The sequence below is a fragment of the Serratia sp. Ag1 genome (assembly GCF_000743355.1).
In the GTDB taxonomy this organism is placed as follows: domain Bacteria; phylum Pseudomonadota; class Gammaproteobacteria; order Enterobacterales; family Enterobacteriaceae; genus Chania.
Map to the genome: position 1 here is coordinate 1 of NZ_JQEI01000014.1, position 18,000 is coordinate 18,000.

Consider the following 18,000-nt stretch of genomic DNA (forward strand, 5'->3'; position numbering starts at 1 on the left):
GTATTACTGATCCACTACAGGGTGGACGAAATGACCAAATACGCTTTATTTTGCTCGGGGGCGGGATGGGCTGCCAAGGTAAAGGTGTAGCCCGTGGTGATCCCGCCCGCGCTGCCCGTGCCTGTTATCATCTCATGCTCAATCTGCCAGCGTTCCTGGCGCAGATGGGCATAATGTTCGGCATCATTTTTCTCCACCAGACGCCCTGGCCACTCATAAACAGGGATGCTGCCCGGTTGATGTGCAACCGGGTTCTGGACAGCCTGAAGCAGTTGTGCATAAGGTTTGCGGAAATCGTAGTCATCAATAATGCTGATACCGGGCGTGGCCTGGCAATTGACGATCCAGTCACGGATCCCTTCCTGTTTTGTGGTGCTGCCTGAAGAGGTCGGGATCCACGAAAGGGTTTCATAACCCGAAACCGGCTGTGAATAGGGGCTGTCCGACAAGACTAGCGTATGGCTGTTCTTCTCATGGCGAAACCACCAGAATATTCCTTCATGCTCCAGCATGCGGCAAATAAAGTTAAAAGAAGACTCACCATACTGCACACAGTAACCCCATGAGCGGTAACTGCCCGACAAACGGATATCTGGAATAATACCGAAACGTTTACACACATCGCCGACAATTTCCGGCACGGTTTTTTCCTGATAGATACGAAATTCCCGGTCCAATTTCATTGACCACAAAACGGATTCAACGGTGAAGGTGTATTGCTGATACTGGGCACCTTTCAGCTCCAGGGTGGTCTGGCTGATATGGGTGATAAACCCGTTGATATACCTCAACGCCTTGCTGTGTTGAAGCGGGATTTCCAGGGTGATGGTTTTGCCGAGCAGTATTTTCGGGGTCGTTAGTGGTATTTGACTCAGTAATGTGAGGGTATAGACGAATGATGAGGAAAGAGATTCGGTGCCTTCGACGGCATAAAACAGTAAAGACTGCCCCTCTTCAGGAAGATGAGCAATAACCCTGTGCTGAGAAAAATCGTCCATGAAATCCTCGGTTTTTTGTACTCATAAAATACCGTGGGGGGCCCTGACTACACCATTCAATCACGCCACCACGAACAGGAAATACCGATAAAGCCAGCCAGAGAAATCGAGAGGGGCTGTATTTCCTTCTACAACCCCCACACTTCGCCAGACGTCGTAGGACGAAGAATTCCCTTTGGCCAATAGATGTATCATCAATTCGGGTTTACATGACCATACAGGATCCTTTATCACTTATGAATGATTATTGCAAAAGAAATGGTTAACTATCACAGTGATAAGCTAAGTCGGTCACGTCAGTGACGGGTTGGCTGTACAGTAACGTTTAAGTCACGTTGCTACTGCGTATCGAGTTTACCCTGGGAGCTAACCGGTACATTGAACAGGACGCTGTGGCAGAAAGAACACGGTTTGGCACTCGTGTCCCCGATACATTGGGGTTGGCTCACTTAAATATTTTTTAATATCAAATGGATATGAATTTATAGTCCCTCTTCCGCAGGAAGAGGGATGCGCTTGCAACACGAATCAGTCGTTAAAATACCAGTAACCGCTGTTGACCAGCGTGGTTAGCAACGCCAGGAAGGAAGGATCGTTCATCGCTTCGCCCAGCATCGCTGCATCAACGCTGAAATGCTGGCACAGTGCATCAGCGGCCTGTGAGTGCTGGGTATCAATCAGTTCACCGTTGACAAAACACTGCTCGCCAATACGCAACACACGCAGGCCACCCAAGCGCTGTAACGATTCGCCTTGTTGCAGCAGTTCGTAGATCTCTCCAGATTGATAGGGCGGTTCTGGCGGTGCGATATCCAACTCGTGGCGCGATTGCGAGACGAATTCACCGAACCAGTGCTGGAAATGTTCCGGTTGTTGCACTAAATCCAGGATCATCTGGCGTAACGCATCCACCTCTTGCGGCAAGACGTTAGCGGGGCGATCGCGCAGGGCAATGTCCGGGTCGCTATAACGTTGGCTACCCAGATCGCGGGCTAGCACGTAGTCGGCAAAGCCGCTGATTAACTCACGGCCATTTGGGGCACGGAACCCTACGGAATAATTGAGAGAGTTTTCCAGTGAATAGCCTTCGTGCGGGAATCCCGGTGGGATATACAGAATATCGCCCGGTTCCATTTCTTCATCAATAATCGCTTCAAAGGGTTCGACCTGCAGCAGGTCTGGGTGAGGGCAGTGCTGCTTCATTGGCACCTTCTCACCCACACGCCAGCGGCGACGGCCAGTACCTTGCGTAATAAAGACGTCGTATTGATCGAGATGTGGGCCGACACCGCCGCCCGGCACGGAGAACGAAATCATCAGATCGTCCATGCGCCAATCCGGCAGTTTGCGGAACGGGCGCATCAGGGCGCTGGAAGGCTCGTGCCAGTGATCGACCGCTTGTACCAGCAGCGACCAGTTGGTTTCCCCCAGGTGGTCGTAGCTTTCAAATGGGCCATGTGCAACCTGCCAGCGGCCATCCTGATGGCTGACCAAGCGGCTGTCCACTTCATTTTCCATCGCCAATCCGGCCAACTCATCTGGGGAGATCGGGTCGATAAAATTTTTGAAACCGCGCTTCAGGATCACCGGGCGTTTTTGCCAGTAATGCTGCAGAAAGTCGTTCCAGTCCAGATCTAATTGATAATCCATGTTCTATTCCAGGATTGAGTGAGCATTGGGGGGATTATAACGGAAGTTCACTCCAGTAGACGCGGTCTGGACGACAGAATTTATTCATGCTGGTGGGAGTCATGCTGGCGAGCGAAGGTCACTTCCATGCGAGCGCCGCCCAGCGGGCTGTCGCTAATGGTAATCTGCCCATCGTATTGCTCAATAATTTCGGCGGCGACTGACAAACCGATGCCTTGACCAGGGCGCAGAGTATCGACGCGCTGACCACGTTGGAAGATCAGTTCACGTTTGCTTTCGGGGATGCCGGGGCCATCGTCATCAATCACAATGGTCAGGTATTTGTCTGAATGCAGCATGGATACTTCGACAAATTCCAGACAATATTTGCAGGCGTTTTCCAGCACATTGCCCATCACTTCCATAAAGTCGTTTTTTTCGCCCATGAAAGTCACTTCAGGCGAGATATCCAGAGTGATCACCACCCCTTTGCGCTGGTAAACCTTGTTTAGTGCCAACACCAAACTGTCGAGTAGCGCGGATACCGAATGAATCTCGCGCGTCAGCACGGTATGGCCTGAGTTAATACTGGCGCGGTGGAGATAATAACCAATCTGCTGCGAAATACGGCCTATCTGCTCAAGCATGATCGGCTCTGCTTCTTCAATAGTGGTCTGTTTACCGGAGCGCAGCGATCTGAGCGTACTTTGCAGCACCGCCAGCGGGGTTTTCAGGCTATGAGTCAGGTCTGATAAGGTGGTGTGATATTTGGTGTAACGCTGTCGCTCATTACGCAGCAGAATATTTAGGTTTCGCACCAGCCCACGCAGCTCACTGGGGGGATTTTCATCCAACTGTTCACGTTCGCCATTTTCCAGTTCACTGACCTGGTTAACGAGTTCTTTGATCGGGCGCAGGCTCCAATAAGCCGCCAGCCACAGCAATGGCACCACCAGCAACAGGTTCGCCAGCAAAACGTAGCTGAACCATTCCCAGACCACATCCGAGCGCTGAAGCTCCTGTGGGATGCTGTCCACCACGGCAATCGTCAACGCGGGTAGCCGCGCGGTGGGGGCGTAGGTGTTAATCGCCACCGAGTGGGTCAAGGCATTCCGATCGGTGTCGTCATAGTTTTTGAGCTTATCCTGGGCGGTCGGATTATTACCCAATGCTTCGCTACTGATACGCGTATCGGTATCGATTTCATAAAAGCCCGGCTCTTTCAGCCACTCTTTCTGGATCAGCTTCTCTAACTGCGGGGTTTTGCGCTGGCTCCACAGCAGGTTGCCTTTCTCGTCATAGATAAACACCAACGTCGGGGCGTTGATATCAATGTCGGGCGGAATGGCGATAGTCAACTGCTCGTCTTTCCATTGCGCCAGGCTGAAAAACAGGTTGCTCTCACCGCGCAGCAGGCGGAAAGAGGTTTTGTCGAAGCTGACGATATAACCCACTACCGCTACCAGCCCATAGGAGAGCGACAGCGCCAGGATCACCCCGGCGGTTGCCATCAGGAAGCGCGCGCGTAGCGAGAAGGGTTTTTTATTTTTTTTGAATATCATGTTCACTTAGCATCAAAACGATAGCCTTGGCCACGTACTGTAGTGATCACTTCCTGCGGATATTCAGCCTGTAACTTTTTACGCAGGCGGCCCATAAGCACGTCAATGGTGTGGCTTTCGCGGAGTTCAGCATCCGGATAAAGCTGTAGCATCAGCGAATCCTTGCTCACTACTTTGCCCGTGTTACGGATCAGCGTTTCGATAATGGTGTACTCAAACGCTGTCAGTTTGATTTGCTGTTCGTTCACGCTCAACTCGCGGCGTGAAAGATCGATCTGAAACGGTGGCAGAACAATCACCTGCGAGGCCAGGCCACTGTTGCGGCGCATCAGCGCTTGCATACGGGCGATCACCTCTTCCAGGTGGAACGGTTTGGTAACGTAATCATCGGCACCGGCTTCCAGCACCGCGACTTTATCCTGCCAGCTTTCACGAGCGGTCAGCACTAAAATGGGCAATTTCATCTGATGGGCGCGCCAGCGGCGGATCAGGCTGAGGCCATCTTCCCCTGGCAGGCCGAGATCGACAATGGCAATATCTGGCGCATGCTCCTGCAAGAAATAATCCGCCTCTTTGGCATCTTCGGCTGCATCCACCTGATGCCCCATTTCACGCATTTGCACGGAAAGGTGGTGACGTAATAGACCATTATCTTCAACAACCAGTATTCGCATGGTCTGAACTCCTGTTAATAGGTGGGTGAAGTTACGCCCACCCACGCTTGAAAAGGAACACGTTTTTCAGCACATTTTGCGATTAACGCGCAGCTACCCTGATTGCATATTAAGTTATTGTAGGTATAGCTGCTGATACCGCAAACGGGTGCGGCAATTATCGCAGTGAGTAATAAACGCAGGATAAACAGCATCAAGACAAAGGTAAACCAAACTTAAACGAATAGGGATACTTTTATACTTCAACCTTTGCAACAATCAGATGGAATACGTTTATGGTGACAAACCAATATGGTCAACCGGTGGGCGACCCACTACCGCAATGGCAATCAAGGTTACGCCCAAGCCGCGCGACCCTCAACGGTAAGTTTTGTTATCTTGCGCCTTTGGACGCTGAGCGGGATTTTACTGCGTTGTTTAATGCCTATCAGCAAGCGGCTGATGGCCGTGATTGGACCTATTTAATGGGCGAGCGGCCAGAAACCCCAACGGCGATGCGGGGGCATCTGGAAATGCTTCAGGGCAATACGGCGCTGGTAAATTTTGTGGTGTTCGACTCGCATAACTCAATACCCGTGGGCACGTTAGCTTTTATGCGTATTGAAGAGGCGATTGGTGTGCTGGAGATTGGCCATATCAATTGGTCTCCGTTAATGAAGCGGCGCTCATGTGCCACAGAAGCCATTTATCTGATGCTACGTGCTGCCTTCGACGAATTGGGTTATCGCCGTTGTGAATGGAAGTGTGACAGCCTGAATGAGCCATCCCGGCAGGCTGCGCTGCGTTTTGGTTTCAGCTATGAAGGGCGGTTTATGAAAGCTTTGGTGACCAAGGGGCGTAACCGGGATACCGACTGGTTTGCCATGACTGAAGATCGCTGGCCTACCGTGCGTACCGCGTTCGAACGGTGGTTGGATGAGGGTAACTTTACTGCCGATGGGCAGCAGAAGCAGCGATTGCAGGCGTTTATGTTGTAAAAATTAAGGCGGTTGAAAAGCCGCCTTAGCGTGATGACAACGTGGTCTTTTAACCCGAGATACCCGGGCCTAGCGCACCGAGGGGCGCTCCGGCGGCTTACGCCGCTACGACCCCTTCGGTACGCTCTCCCTAATAACGGGCTTTGTCAGTTGTCTAAGGCGGCTGGAAGGCCGCCTTAATAGTGTTGTCGCGAACTTATTTCAGCTCATCAACCATGCTGGTCGCACGGCCAATGTAGTTGGCCGGAGTCATGGCTTTCAGGCGGATTTTTTCTGCTTCCGGCAGTTCCAGGCCGTCGATAAATGCCTGCATCCCGGCGGCATCCACACGCTTGCCTCGGGTCAGTTCTTTCAGCTTCTCGTAAGGTTTCTCGATGCCATAACGGCGCATGACCGTTTGGATCGGTTCAGCCAGCACTTCCCAGTTGTGATCCAGTTCATCCAGCAGATGTGCCTGATTCACTTCCAGTTTGCTGATGCCTTTCAAGGTGGCCTGATAGGCAATCAGTGCGTAGCCCAGGCCAACCCCCAGATTGCGCAGCACGGTGGAGTCGGTCAGGTCACGCTGCCAGCGGGAAACCGGCAATTTGCTCGCCAGGTGGCCCAGCACGGCATTGGCCAGGCCCAGGTTACCTTCAGAGTTTTCGAAGTCGATTGGGTTGACTTTGTGCGGCATGGTGGAAGAACCGATTTCGCCAGCGATGGTTTTCTGCTTGAAGTGATTAAGGGCGATATAACCCCAGATATCACGATCAAAGTCGATCAGAATGGTGTTGAAACGCGCTACGCAGTCAAACAGCTCGGCGATGTAATCGTGTGGTTCGATCTGGGTGGTGTACGGGTTCCAGGTAATGCCCAGCGAAGTGACAAACTCCTCGCTGAAACGGTGCCAGTCCACTTCCGGGTAAGCCACGATGTGCGCGTTGTAGTTACCTACTGCACCGTTGATTTTCCCCAGGATTTCAATACCCGACAACTGGCGGAACTGCCGCTCCATGCGGTAGGCGACGTTAGCGAATTCTTTACCGACGGTGGATGGGGTTGCGGGCTGGCCATGGGTACGAGACAGCAACGGAATGTCGCGGTATTCCAACGCCAGAGCTTTGATCGCGTCAATGATTGTGCGCCAGAACGGCAGCACCACGTCCTGACGTGCCGTTTGCAGCATCAGCGCGTGTGACAGGTTGTTGATATCTTCCGAGGTGCAGGCGAAGTGGATGAACTCCGATACCGCATGCAGGGCAGGGACGGCTGCGACCTTTTCTTTCAGAAAGTATTCAACCGCTTTCACGTCGTGATTCGTGGTACGTTCAATGGTTTTGATACGCTGTGCGTCTTGTTCGCTGAACTCTGCGACGATCTTATCGAGGTAAGCGTTTGCGTCGGCGCTAAAAGCCGGTACTTCCTTAATCTGTGTGCAGGCAGCCAGTTTTTGCAGCCAACGTACTTCAACCTGCACGCGGAATTTCAGCAAACCGTATTCGCTGAAAATGGTGCGCAGTGCGCTGACTTTATCACCGTAGCGTCCATCAATGGGTGAGACGGCGGTCAGTGAGGATAATTCCATCGGTAGCAACTCCTGGGATCGGTTAACAATGAGCAACGATATTTTGCGCCTGTTTGAACAGACGATTACGGGAAAACATTAATTGCAGGCGGCTGCCGCCAACCTGCTGCCACAACACTGCAGCACGGATACCTGCGAGCAGCGTGGCGCGCACCTTAGCCTGCACCTGCGAATTTTGCAGGATAGCCGGTGAACCTGTCACCTGAATACGTGGCCCCAGCGGAGCAACCACATCGACATAAATACCGGCCAGCGCGCTGATGATGGTGTCTGACTCCAGCTCGAAATGTGCCAACTGGCGCTCTAACTGGCTCAGACGTTCACCGAGGGTATTCATCGCCGCTTTGTTGGCGTGCAGTTTGCGTTCCAGCACCATCAGGCTGATGGTGTAACGGGTCAACTCTGCGGACAGGCCTTTATTGTTGGCATTGAGCACGCCCATCAGCGTTTCAAGGCCCATTTTCAGGTTACGTTCTTCGCCGCCGAATACCGCCAGCGTAGAAGGGGGATCCATTTGCAACAGGCTGTTCAGCAAGGTACGGAAAGCCTCAGGGTCGGCTTGCCCCTCGTGCGCCAATTGCTGTACCAAACGCGCTGACTGGCTGATGCCAGCCATCGCCAACGTGATGTCGTAATAATTCTTCGCCACGATTACTCCTGTAAGCGTTGTTCGATAATGCCGCCGCCCAGGCAGATATCACCCAGATAGAATACGGCAGACTGGCCTGGGGTCACGGCAGCAACCGGCTCGTCGAAGCGCACCTCAATGCGCTCTGCGTCGATCGGCGTTACGCTGCAGGGAATGTCTTGCTGGCGATAGCGGGTTTTCACCGTGCAACGCAAGGGCTGCGTCAACGGCTGGCGATCGACCCAGTGCAACTGTTGGGCGATTAAGCCAGTGGACATCAGGCGCGGGTGCTCATGGCCTTGGGCGACGATCAGAATATTGTTGGCAACGTCTTTATCCACCACATACCACGGGTCTTCGCTGCTGTCTTTCATCCCGCCAATGCCCAACCCTTTGCGTTGGCCAAGGGTGTGATACATCAACCCCTGGTGTTCACCGATGGTTTGCCCATCAACGCTGACGATGGGGCCAGGCTGTGCAGGCAGATAACGGCCAAGGAAGTCGCGGAACTTGCGTTCGCCGATAAAGCAGATGCCGGTGGAGTCTTTTTTCTTGGCCGTGACCAGATCCAGTTGCTCCGCAATGCGGCGCACCTCGGGTTTTTCCAGTTCCCCCACCGGGAACAGGCTTTGTGCAACCTGCTCGTGGCTGAGGGTGTAGAGGAAATAGCTCTGATCTTTGTTGCCATCGATACCGCGCAGCAGGCGGCTTTTGCCGTCAACGTCCTGGCGGCGCACATAGTGGCCGGTAGCGATAAAATCAGCCCCCAGATCTTCGGCGGCAAATTCCAGGAACGCTTTGAATTTGATTTCTTTATTACACAGAATATCCGGGTTTGGCGTGCGGCCTGCTTTGTATTCTTCAAGGAACAACTCGAACACGTTATCCCAGTATTCGGCGGCGAAGTTCACCGTGTGCAGCTCAATGCCGAGTTTGTCGCAAACCGCTTGCGCATCGGCTAAGTCGGTGGCGGCTGAACAGTATTCCTCGTCATCGTCCTCTTCCCAGTTTTTCATAAACAGCCCAGCGACCTGATAGCCCTGTTGCTGTAACAGATAGGCAGTAACGGAAGAGTCGACACCGCCGGACATCCCGACGATTACTTTTTTCTGGCTGTTGTCTGACATGGGGATCTCGCGAACTTGAACACATGACTGTGCGATAAAAAACAAGCGCAGTACTTTACCACGTTGGCCGCCCAGGCGCACGGCACTTATACCCCTATTACTCGAAGCCTTAACGCCGAGTACGTGGGTATCGATGTTGTCAAAATGGCCAGTTAAAGCTGGCGACCAGCGACAAAGGATAACGTTCCGGCTGCTGGTAGCAGCGAATAGTCTCGGCCACCAACGGGGAGCGCAGGTTATTGGCCGCCAGAATTTGTTCGGCGCTCAGCCACAGGCAACGGTCGATATCGCTGTCGTGCGGCTCGGTGGGCAACGGGCTTTCCAGCTCAATCACAAAACTGAAGCGCAGAAACGCAGTGTTGTCTGGCGCGATCCACTGATGCATGCGCAGGAACGCCTGCGGCGTAGCGCGAATGCCGGTTTCTTCCCACAGTTCGCGTTCGGCGGCCTGGGCCAGCGTTTCATCCGCTTCCAGATGGCCAGCAGGTTGATTCCACAGGGTTTTGTGATTGATGGTTTCTTCAACGATCAAAAATTTACCCGCGGCATGAACCACGCAGGCAACGGTGACGTGTGGTTTGAACATGGTGATTCCTTTTGTGGTTACAGCGAATCAAGAGTTTGCCATTCGCCGGGCTGCAGGTTGCCTAAGGAAAGGTTCCCCATACTGTAACGAATCAGGCGCAGGGTAGGGAAGCCGATATGCGCTGTCATGCGCCGAACTTGGCGGTTGCGGCCTTCATACAGCGTGATTTTCAACCAACTGGTCGGTATGGATTTACGTTCGCGGATCGGTGGGGTGCGTGGCCATAACCATTGCGGTTCCTCCACCCGTTCCACACCCGCGGGTAACGTTGGGCCATCCTTTAGCGCCACGCCGCTGCGCAATTGAACCAGATCGCTTTCCTGCGGTTCGCCTTCGACCTGCACAAAGTAAACTTTGCCTGTGCGCTTACCGGGTTGTGTCAGTTGTGCCTGTAACTTGCCATCGTTGGTTAAGACCAATAACCCCTCGCTGTCGCGATCGAGGCGGCCTGCGGCGTAAACGTCGGTAAAGGGAATAAATGCTTTCAGCGTGGTACGCCCGGCTTCGTCGGTAAACTGCGGCAGGACATCAAAGGGTTTGTTGAATAACACGACTCGGCGTGGCCCCTGCGGCACGGTACGAGCCGCAGGCCTGGTTGAGCTGAATCGTTTAACTTTGTGATTTTTAACAGGGAATTTATTCATAGTCGTTGATATTGCGGATGATAGGCGCATTATAACCGAATCCGTTTCGGATTGGCGCGGACTGAATATTCAAGTAGTATTGACACGCATCTTACAAAGCATTAACAAAAATTGCGCTTGAAGAATGAAGGAGAGGTTGATGGAAAGCAAAGTAGTTGTTCCGGCAGAAGGTAAAAAGATTACGGTTGACGCCCAGGGTAAACTGGTTGTTCCGCATAACCCGATCATCCCATTCATCGAAGGTGATGGTATTGGCGTCGATGTTACCCCTGCGATGATTCACGTGGTTGATGCAGCAGTAAAAAAAGCCTACCACGGCGAACGTAAAATCTCCTGGATGGAAATTTATACCGGTGAAAAATCCACCCACGTTTATGGGAAAGATGTGTGGCTGCCGGACGAAACACTGGATCTTATTCGTGACTACCGCGTGGCGATCAAAGGCCCGTTGACCACTCCGGTCGGTGGCGGTATTCGTTCGCTGAACGTTGCTTTGCGCCAACAACTCGATCTGTATGTGTGCTTGCGCCCAGTGCGTTACTACCAAGGCACCCCAAGCCCAGTAAAACAGCCTGAACTGACCGATATGGTGATCTTCCGTGAAAACGCCGAAGACATCTACGCCGGTATCGAATGGAAAGCCGGTTCAGCAGAAGCTGACAAAGTGATTAAGTTCCTGCGCGAAGAAATGGGTGTGAAGAAAATCCGTTTCCCAGAGCAGTGCGGCATCGGTGTGAAGCCATGTTCTGAAGAAGGCACCAAGCGTTTGGTGCGTGCGGCGATCGAATATGCGATCACCAATGACCGTGATTCAGTGACCCTGGTTCACAAAGGCAACATCATGAAGTTCACCGAAGGTGCCTTCAAAGATTGGGGCTACGAACTGGCGCGCGAAGAGTTCGGCGGTGAACTGATCGATGGCGGCCCATGGTTGAAGATCAAGAACCCGAACACCGGCAAAGAGATCGTGGTTAAAGACGTGATCGCCGATGCGTTCCTGCAGCAAATCCTGCTGCGTCCGGCAGAATACGACGTTATCGCCTGTATGAACCTGAACGGTGACTACATTTCTGACGCTCTGGCGGCACAGGTTGGCGGTATCGGTATCGCCCCAGGTGCCAACATTGGTGACGATTGTGCCCTGTTTGAAGCAACCCATGGCACCGCACCTAAATACGCGGGTCAGGATAAAGTGAACCCAGGTTCTGTGATCCTGTCTGCTGAAATGATGCTGCGTCATATGGGCTGGTTCGAAGCGGCTGATCTGATTGTTAAGGGTATGGAAGGTGCAATCGCTGCCAAGACCGTGACCTATGACTTCGAACGCCTGATGGAAGGCGCTAAGCTGCTGAAATGTTCAGAGTTTGGCGACGCGATCGTTAAACACATGTAAGGGTGTTTTAGCGTAAAATGATAACGGGAACTTAATCGTTCCCGTTTTTTACTATCCAGTTATTAATTCTATATTAAACCTCTAATCAAACCGCGATAGCTATCTGACCCTTTCTTTGTTCACCCCCATTGACCCATTGCTGCCATTTTTCCTGTATGAGCCGGTGTGGCATTACTTTAGTTCTTTTAATTTTGGGGTGGCAGTCCAAACGATACTGCACATGAGCGTAACGGCGATGAACCAGGGCCATTTGGCACCATCTAAGTAATGATCGCCTATTTGGTTGCCTAGGGTGATACAGGTGTACATGGTTGCGAATAAAAACCAACCTCTGATGAACGATGCTTTAGTCATGAAAATATCCTTTTTCATTTAAAGTCCAATATTTAACCATTTTGGCCAACAAACCAGTAATAGCCAATAGCCTCAACGGCCAACTTGCTTACAGATGCATCTTGTAAAATTTATTATCAGATTCTAATTGTATTAATAATGCATGTTATATGACAGAAAAAGTCATCGAAGCAGTTAAAAATAGGATTTTAATATTATTAGGAATTCAGTGGGGATAATGTTCTCCAACCCCCATTTTTACCTAAAATCTGGTCTTGGAGTCTTGGAAATGTGCAGTTTGAGCAACGCGTTTGTGAACGGAAGGTAAAAAAAACCACCACTCTCCGTTGAGTGGTGGGAGTCAATTTGACCAACACCAGGGAATAAATATTCGTTACCTTAACTCAGGATTGGAATATTTAATCACATTAATATGAAGAATAGCTAATGTTTTTTTAATAAAACAATCTTCATTGCATCATTCTTTGATATAGTTCAAAAAATGCTCAGAACTTTGATGGCATATCTGTTGTTGGAACATCCTGCTAGCAAAATGACTAAAACAGTACAAATGATCATTTTCACAGAAACACCTAAAATTTTAGTTAGCACACTATCAGTAAAGGTGGCTGATAGTATTTGTGCGAATAATATGCAAAGGATATGTGATGACTGAGAGCATCGCCGTTATCAGGGGGAGGGAGGGTTGTGCAGTGCCTTTGGGCGCGTTTTGAGTATCAGAAAATTTCTGGTTTATACCACCACTGAATGAACCATTCAGCCAGATTGGCGATGTATAAAACACTCAGGATCGTCGCAATAACGAGGATAATGGGGATTAAATAATGCTTCATGTCACCGTCCTGAGTTAGCTTTTGGCGTGATGTTGCCTATGCGGCAAGAGGTTAACTAAGGATTTAAAATGGGGCAAGGGGAGTCGTGCACCGATGAATCGGGCTGATGTTAGCACAAAAAGGCTGGTTAATTAGCCACAATACGGGCATGGGCTAATGACAGAGCGCCTTAATCTTCGTTCTTACGGAAGTAATGCCCGCAGTGGGGGCAGATCATCGTGATGTTCTTGTTGAGCTTCTGGCGGCTCTGGGGCGAAACTTTAAAACACTTTGGACAAGTCACATTGGCTGATGATGTATCGCTAAATATCTTAAGGGCATCCAGGATAGACATAGCTTTCACCAAGTAGAGGTGGGGTGCTGGCAGTGTACTCCGTTCGGCGGCTGATAGCTCAGCATTGTTCAATGCAGGTGTTGGAACCGTGAGCTTTGGTGGATTTTGCTGCAACCAAAGGCAAGGCATCTGGCAAAAAGCATAAGGAAAAAAGCCCCTGCAACAGTGAGGGGCAAGTGTAACAACACCAGGGAAATCGGTGATTCTTAAACTATGATTACTATATGATTTTTGAGACGATAGTTCATCAGAATTTCGATGCAATATCGCTGATTATGCTAAATATTTTCATATGTAATCTCTTGTAACTATGTTTTTGATCGATTATTGATCATCTTGCTGATTGTTTAATCAAGCTAATGTAAGGCTGACTGAGTTTAAACCCCAATCCGATCACGCAGTGTGTAGTAGGCAGCCCCAATCGCGGTGAACGGAATTTGCAGATTACGCCCACCAAAGAACGGCAAGTGTGGCAGTTTGGCAAAGGCATCGAAGCGTTCGGCATCGCCACGCATTAATTCTGCAATCAGTTTGCCTGCCAAATGGGTACAGGTTACGCCGTGGCCGCTATAACCCTGCATATAGTAGACGTTGTTTTCCAGCCGACCGAACTGCGGCATGCGCGAGAGCGTCAGCAGGAAGTTACCCGTCCAGCGATAATCAATCCGCACCCCTTTTAGCTGCGGGAAGGTTTTCAGCAGTTTAGGGCGAATCAGGTTATCGATATCGTCGGGATCGCGCGCACCGTAAACCACGCCACCACCATACAGCAGGCGGTTATCGCCCGTGATGCGGTAATAATCCAGCAGATAGTTACAATCTTCTACGCAATAGTTTTTTGGGATCAGCGCTGCCGCGACTTCCGGTGCCAGCGGTTCAGTGGTCACTACCTGGGTGCCGCAAGGCATACTGCGCTTAGCCAACCGTGGTTCCAGTTTGTCACCCAGATAGGCATTACCGGCGACGATGACATAGCGCGCAGTGACTTGCCCATTAGCGGTGCTCACCAGCGCGGGTTCACCGTGGCGGATGTTAGTCACCGCCGATTGTTCGTAAATCCGGCCACCCTGTAATCGAATGGCTTCTGCCTCACCCAATGCCAGATTGAGCGGATGAATATGGCCACCGCTGTGATCGAGCAATGCGCCAACGTAGCGTTCGCTGGCGACTTCCTGACGGATGCGTTCGCTGTCCAGCAGCTCAAGTTGCGTATTGCCGTAACGTTCCCAGTTCTGCTTCTGCTCGATGAGCGCGTGGTATTGCTTGTTATTGAGTGCGGCAAAAATACCGCCGGGGCGATAGTCACATTCAATGGCATAACGCTTGATGCGGCTGCGGATAATGTCGGCTCCTTCAAACATCATGCTGCCCAACAGGCGAGCGCTTTCTGCCCCATAGCGGGCTTCAATCACATCAATGTCGCGGCTGTAGGAGTTGACCAATTGCCCACCGTTACGCCCACTGGCACCGAAGCCAATGCGGGCAGACTCCAGAACCACTACGTTATAACCGGCTTCAACCAGAAACAGAGCGGAAGAGAGGCCGGTATAGCCGCCACCGACGACACAAACGTCACACTCGATCGATTCATTCAACTGCGGATAGGGCTGATGGTCATTGGCCGTCGCCGCATAATAGCTTTTTACGTGTTCAGTCATGATTCAGTCCTTATTCCAGTGAAATCCAGGTGGTTTTCAATTCGGTAAATTTATCCAGCGCATGCAGCGATTTGTCGCGTCCGTTGCCGCTTTGCTTGTAGCCGCCGAAAGGCACGGTCATATCGCCGTCGTTATAGTTGTTGACGAAGACAGTGCCTGCTTTCAACTGGCGCGCCATGCGGTGGGCGCGGGAAAGATCGCGCGTCCAGATGGCGGCACCCAGGCCATATTCGCTGTCATTGGCCAACTCCAGCGCCTGTTGTTCACCGTTAAAGGGGGTTACAGCCAACACCGGGCCGAAAATTTCTTCGCGCGCTACGCTCATGGCGTTATCCACCTGAGTCAGAATGGTTGGGCCGAGATAGCTTTGCTGGCTGCCCTGAGAGTGATCGCGTCCATCGAGGAACAGTGCAGCCCCTTGCTCTAAACCTTGTTCAATATATCCAACCACCTTTTCGCAATGCCCGTGATCGATCAGCGTGCCCATGATGGTTTGCGGATCGAGCGGGTTGCCGGGCTCGAAGGCCGCCGCATGCTTGCGCAACGCCTGCAAGAACTCCTGCTGGATGCTCTCTTCTACCAGCAAACGCGTACCGGCAATGCACACCTGGCCTTGGTTGTAGAAAATACCGGCGGCGGCACCTTGTGCTGCTTTATCCAAGTCTGGGCAATCGGCGAAAATGATATTGGCGCTCTTGCCGCCAGCTTCGAGCCAGACGCGTTTCATGTTCGATTCACCGGCATATGTCATCAACTGTTTCGCGACCTGGGTGGAGCCGGTGAAGGTGAGGGCATCGACATCAGGGTGTAATGCCAGCGCTTTACCGGCATCATGCCCGTAGCCTGGGATGATGTTCAGCACGCCATCCGGTAACCCGGCCTGTTGCGCCAGCGCCGCCAGATAGACTGCCGTTAGCGGTGATTTCTCTGAGGGCTTCAGCACCACACTGTTGCCAGCGGCCAATGCCGGGCCCAGCTTCCAGCAGGCCAGCAGCAGTGGGAAGTTCCATGGCACAATCGCCCCCACCACGCCGATCGGTTCGCGCTGGATCAGGGCCAGCGCATGGTTGCCGGTGGGGGCAATTTCGCCATAGACTTTATCGATAGCTTCTGCATACCAACGCAGGCAGCGAATAGCGCCGGGGACGTCGTCGCGCAGGCTGTGGCGGATCGGCTTGCCAGTGTCCAGTGTTTCCAGCAGCGCCAATGGTTCATGATGTTCTTCCATCAGTGCGGCCAGTTTAAGCAACGTGGTTTTGCGTTGGGAAGGGGTTGCCTGCGACCAGTCGCCGCGTTCGAAAACCTCGCGTGCGGCTTTCACTGCCAGATCGATATCAGCCTGGCCGCCACGGGCCATCTGTACCAGTTCGCGTTGGGCGGCAGGATTTTCCACTGCGAAGGTTTCGCCTGCGACCGCTGCTTGATAACGGCCATTGATAAACAGTCGGTTTTCAATCTTCAGGGCTTGTGCCCGTTGTTGCCAATACTGCAAGTGGTGGAAATCCATACCTTGCTCCGTTTAATCAGAAGGTGGTCGGCGTGTGGGCACTGATAATGCGGCACGCCCGTGCCGACGTGTTGCTGAAACTATGGGGAATACCGGTATTGATGGTGTAGCTCTGGCCTGCCTGCAGGTGATAGGTCTGTCCATTCACCTGCAGCATGACTTCACCTTCCAGTAAAGTGCCGATCTCTTCCCCTTGATGTTTGAGGCGCTCACCGGTGGTGGTCCCCGGCTCATAGGTTTCGATCATCATGGCCAGCGTGCGTTCAGGGTTACCGTTATGGATCAGTTTCATTGAAACCCCTTGGCTGCCAATTTCAATCAGGTCTTCATGATTGATGACGATCCGTAGTTCTTCCGGCGTTTCCGGTTCGGTGAAAAACGCCGACAGTGACAGCCCATACACGGTCAGTAACTTTTGTAACGTGCTGAGTGCGGGGCTGACTTTGTCCTGCTCAATGGTGCTGATAGCACTGTGTGTTAATCCAGACAGTTCGGCGACCCGGCGTTGCGACAACCCTAATTGCTGACGGATCTGCGACAAGCGTTTCCCCGGCGCCAAGCTGACGTCGCTCATAGGCGTTTTTCCTTCTGATAATTCTGGCAAGCGGTAATAAATCCATCAAATAGCAGGCGGGACAACGCGTATTCATCGCTGTTCCATTCAGGATGCCACTGCACCCCCAAGGCGAATGGCTGATCGCGGATGCTGATCGCTTCCACTAGCCCATCGGCAGCCTGTGCTTCGACGCGCACGCTTGGGCCAAGAGTTCTGGCACCTTGGCCGTGCAGCGAGTTCACCCAGAATTTGTTGCAATCCGGCAGCAGTTGCGCCAGCAACCCGCCATCCTGAACAATCACCTCATGGGCGGGAGCGTACTGCTGTTCCAGCGGCAGCTCGTGATCTTCACGGTGTTCAAGCAATTCGGGTAATTCATACAGGCGGCGATACAGTGTGCCGTCAGTGGCAACGACCATCTCCTGCATCCCGCGACAAATGGCGAAAAGGGGAATGCGCCTGTTGAGCGCTTGGCGGATCAGCGCCAGGCTCAATTCATCTCGCCCAGGATCGGCGTCAGGCTCATCGCCGTTTTCACCATAAAGGTGCGGCTGCACATTGCTGGGGCTACCTGGCAGCATGATACCGTCGAGGTGGGGCAGCAGTTGTTCCAGCATTGCCGGCTCTGCCAGCGCATGGGGTAAAGCGATGGGTAACCCGCCTGCGGATAAAACCGCGTTCAGGTATTTTTCTTGCAAGGTCTGTGTGAGGTGTTTGTTTAACCTATACCTGCACATCACAACACCGATGATTGGTCTGTTAAATATATTGCCCATAATGGCCTCTAGGTTTGTTCGAAATTATGACCGATATATCAATATATCGCCTTTTCTCGCTCAATATTGTCTAAATCTAGCAGTGGGGTGGACAATATTCAAACCAAAAGTAACACTTGCAAAACAAATTTGTTGCAACTATGTTTCATTGGTGGGCATTATATTGAGCAAGATGGTCAATAAACATCGAAAGCAAT

The 18,000-nt window shown here is 52.0% G+C and carries 17 protein-coding genes; 2 read left to right on the top strand and 15 right to left on the bottom strand.

Annotated elements, in window-relative coordinates:
* Positions 1–14: 14 nt before the first annotated feature.
* The 4 genes from IV04_RS08180 to phoP all read right to left on the bottom strand — a co-directional run bounded on the left by IV04_RS08180 (position 15) and on the right by phoP (position 4,863).
* Positions 15–998, bottom strand: a complete 984-nt coding sequence (locus IV04_RS08180; protein WP_051916730.1) for a type VI secretion system Vgr family protein — start codon at positions 996–998, stop codon at positions 15–17.
* A 528-nt stretch (positions 999–1,526) separates the two neighbouring features.
* On the bottom strand, positions 1,527–2,648 hold the full coding sequence (locus IV04_RS08185; protein ID WP_037403319.1) for a cupin domain-containing protein: 1,122 nt from the start codon (positions 2,646–2,648) through the stop codon (positions 1,527–1,529).
* Positions 2,649–2,728: 80 nt separating this feature from the next.
* A complete protein-coding gene (phoQ, locus tag IV04_RS08190; RefSeq protein WP_304413319.1) occupies positions 2,729–4,189 on the bottom strand; it encodes a two-component system sensor histidine kinase PhoQ in 1,461 nt (486 codons plus the stop codon).
* 2 nt (positions 4,190–4,191) lie between these two features.
* On the bottom strand, positions 4,192–4,863 hold the full coding sequence (phoP, locus tag IV04_RS08195; RefSeq protein ID WP_037403320.1) for a two-component system response regulator PhoP: 672 nt from the start codon (positions 4,861–4,863) through the stop codon (positions 4,192–4,194).
* A 275-nt stretch (positions 4,864–5,138) separates the two neighbouring features.
* Between phoP and IV04_RS08200 the strand changes: the two genes are divergently transcribed.
* Positions 5,139–5,840, top strand: coding sequence for a GNAT family N-acetyltransferase (locus IV04_RS08200; RefSeq protein ID WP_037403321.1), 702 nt, complete (start codon positions 5,139–5,141; stop codon positions 5,838–5,840).
* Between the two features lie 196 nt (positions 5,841–6,036).
* On the opposite strand, the gene purB is transcribed toward IV04_RS08200, so the two are convergent.
* The 5 genes from purB to rluE form a co-directional block, all read right to left on the bottom strand.
* Positions 6,037–7,407, bottom strand: a complete 1,371-nt coding sequence (gene purB / locus IV04_RS08205; protein WP_037399946.1) for an adenylosuccinate lyase — start codon at positions 7,405–7,407, stop codon at positions 6,037–6,039.
* A gap of 22 nt (positions 7,408–7,429) precedes the next feature.
* Positions 7,430–8,056 (bottom strand): high frequency lysogenization protein HflD, encoded by a 627-nt coding sequence (gene hflD, locus IV04_RS08210; RefSeq protein WP_037399944.1) that lies wholly within the window; start codon positions 8,054–8,056, stop codon positions 7,430–7,432.
* A gap of 2 nt (positions 8,057–8,058) precedes the next feature.
* Complete coding sequence (gene mnmA, locus IV04_RS08215; protein ID WP_037400115.1) at positions 8,059–9,162, bottom strand: tRNA 2-thiouridine(34) synthase MnmA; 1,104 nt, start codon at positions 9,160–9,162, stop codon at positions 8,059–8,061.
* A 139-nt stretch (positions 9,163–9,301) separates the two neighbouring features.
* Complete coding sequence (locus IV04_RS08220; protein ID WP_037399943.1) at positions 9,302–9,748, bottom strand: NUDIX hydrolase; 447 nt, start codon at positions 9,746–9,748, stop codon at positions 9,302–9,304.
* Positions 9,749–9,765: 17 nt separating this feature from the next.
* Positions 9,766–10,392, bottom strand: coding sequence for a 23S rRNA pseudouridine(2457) synthase RluE (gene rluE, locus IV04_RS08225; RefSeq protein ID WP_037399941.1), 627 nt, complete (start codon positions 10,390–10,392; stop codon positions 9,766–9,768).
* Positions 10,393–10,531: 139 nt separating this feature from the next.
* On the opposite strand from rluE, the gene icd reads away from it, so the two are divergent.
* Positions 10,532–11,785 carry an NADP-dependent isocitrate dehydrogenase gene (gene icd / locus IV04_RS08230; RefSeq protein ID WP_037399937.1) on the top strand — a complete coding sequence of 418 codons (1,254 nt, stop codon included), beginning with the start codon at positions 10,532–10,534 and terminating at the stop codon, positions 11,783–11,785.
* A gap of 171 nt (positions 11,786–11,956) precedes the next feature.
* Here the strand turns inward: icd and IV04_RS08235 are convergent, their stop codons facing one another.
* The 6 genes from IV04_RS08235 to puuD all read right to left on the bottom strand — a co-directional run bounded on the left by IV04_RS08235 (position 11,957) and on the right by puuD (position 17,803).
* A complete protein-coding gene (locus IV04_RS08235) occupies positions 11,957–12,139 on the bottom strand; it encodes a hypothetical protein (RefSeq protein WP_037399933.1) in 183 nt (60 codons plus the stop codon).
* Positions 12,140–13,141: 1,002 nt separating this feature from the next.
* On the bottom strand, positions 13,142–13,435 hold the full coding sequence (locus IV04_RS27090) for a YnfU family zinc-binding protein (protein WP_072010854.1): 294 nt from the start codon (positions 13,433–13,435) through the stop codon (positions 13,142–13,144).
* 248 nt (positions 13,436–13,683) lie between these two features.
* Positions 13,684–14,964 (bottom strand): FAD-binding oxidoreductase, encoded by a 1,281-nt coding sequence (locus IV04_RS08240; protein WP_037399930.1) that lies wholly within the window; start codon positions 14,962–14,964, stop codon positions 13,684–13,686.
* A gap of 10 nt (positions 14,965–14,974) precedes the next feature.
* Positions 14,975–16,471, bottom strand: a complete 1,497-nt coding sequence (gene puuC / locus IV04_RS08245; RefSeq protein ID WP_037399927.1) for an aldehyde dehydrogenase PuuC — start codon at positions 16,469–16,471, stop codon at positions 14,975–14,977.
* Between the two features lie 16 nt (positions 16,472–16,487).
* Positions 16,488–17,045, bottom strand: a complete 558-nt coding sequence (gene puuR, locus IV04_RS08250; RefSeq protein ID WP_037399925.1) for an HTH-type transcriptional regulator PuuR — start codon at positions 17,043–17,045, stop codon at positions 16,488–16,490.
* Complete coding sequence (gene puuD, locus IV04_RS08255; protein WP_037399922.1) at positions 17,042–17,803, bottom strand: gamma-glutamyl-gamma-aminobutyrate hydrolase; 762 nt, start codon at positions 17,801–17,803, stop codon at positions 17,042–17,044. Before puuD ends, puuR begins: the two co-directional genes overlap by 4 nt.
* Positions 17,804–18,000: the final 197 nt, after the last annotated feature.

Bases quoted from the DNA above. Each gene is read 5' to 3' on its own strand.
- phoP (WP_037403320.1), bottom strand. From the start codon at position 4,863: ATGCGAATACTGGTTGTTGAAGATAATGGTCTATTACGTCACCACCTT.
- mnmA (WP_037400115.1), bottom strand. From the start codon at position 9,162: ATGTCAGACAACAGCCAGAAAAAAGTAATCGTCGGGATGTCCGGCGGT.
- purB (WP_037399946.1), bottom strand. From the start codon at position 7,407: ATGGAATTATCCTCACTGACCGCCGTCTCACCCATTGATGGACGCTAC.
- puuC (WP_037399927.1), bottom strand. From the start codon at position 16,471: ATGGATTTCCACCACTTGCAGTATTGGCAACAACGGGCACAAGCCCTG.
- phoQ (WP_304413319.1), bottom strand. From the start codon at position 4,189: ATGATATTCAAAAAAAATAAAAAACCCTTCTCGCTACGCGCGCGCTTC.
- puuD (WP_037399922.1), bottom strand. From the start codon at position 17,803: ATGGGCAATATATTTAACAGACCAATCATCGGTGTTGTGATGTGCAGG.
- IV04_RS08185 (WP_037403319.1), bottom strand. From the start codon at position 2,648: ATGGATTATCAATTAGATCTGGACTGGAACGACTTTCTGCAGCATTAC.
- icd (WP_037399937.1), top strand. From the start codon at position 10,532: ATGGAAAGCAAAGTAGTTGTTCCGGCAGAAGGTAAAAAGATTACGGTT.
- IV04_RS08235 (WP_037399933.1), bottom strand. From the start codon at position 12,139: ATGACTAAAGCATCGTTCATCAGAGGTTGGTTTTTATTCGCAACCATG.
- IV04_RS08240 (WP_037399930.1), bottom strand. From the start codon at position 14,964: ATGACTGAACACGTAAAAAGCTATTATGCGGCGACGGCCAATGACCAT.
- IV04_RS08220 (WP_037399943.1), bottom strand. From the start codon at position 9,748: ATGTTCAAACCACACGTCACCGTTGCCTGCGTGGTTCATGCCGCGGGT.
- IV04_RS08200 (WP_037403321.1), top strand. From the start codon at position 5,139: ATGGTGACAAACCAATATGGTCAACCGGTGGGCGACCCACTACCGCAA.
- puuR (WP_037399925.1), bottom strand. From the start codon at position 17,045: ATGAGCGACGTCAGCTTGGCGCCGGGGAAACGCTTGTCGCAGATCCGT.
- IV04_RS08180 (WP_051916730.1), bottom strand. From the start codon at position 998: ATGGACGATTTTTCTCAGCACAGGGTTATTGCTCATCTTCCTGAAGAG.
- IV04_RS27090 (WP_072010854.1), bottom strand. From the start codon at position 13,435: ATGCCTTGCCTTTGGTTGCAGCAAAATCCACCAAAGCTCACGGTTCCA.
- rluE (WP_037399941.1), bottom strand. From the start codon at position 10,392: ATGAATAAATTCCCTGTTAAAAATCACAAAGTTAAACGATTCAGCTCA.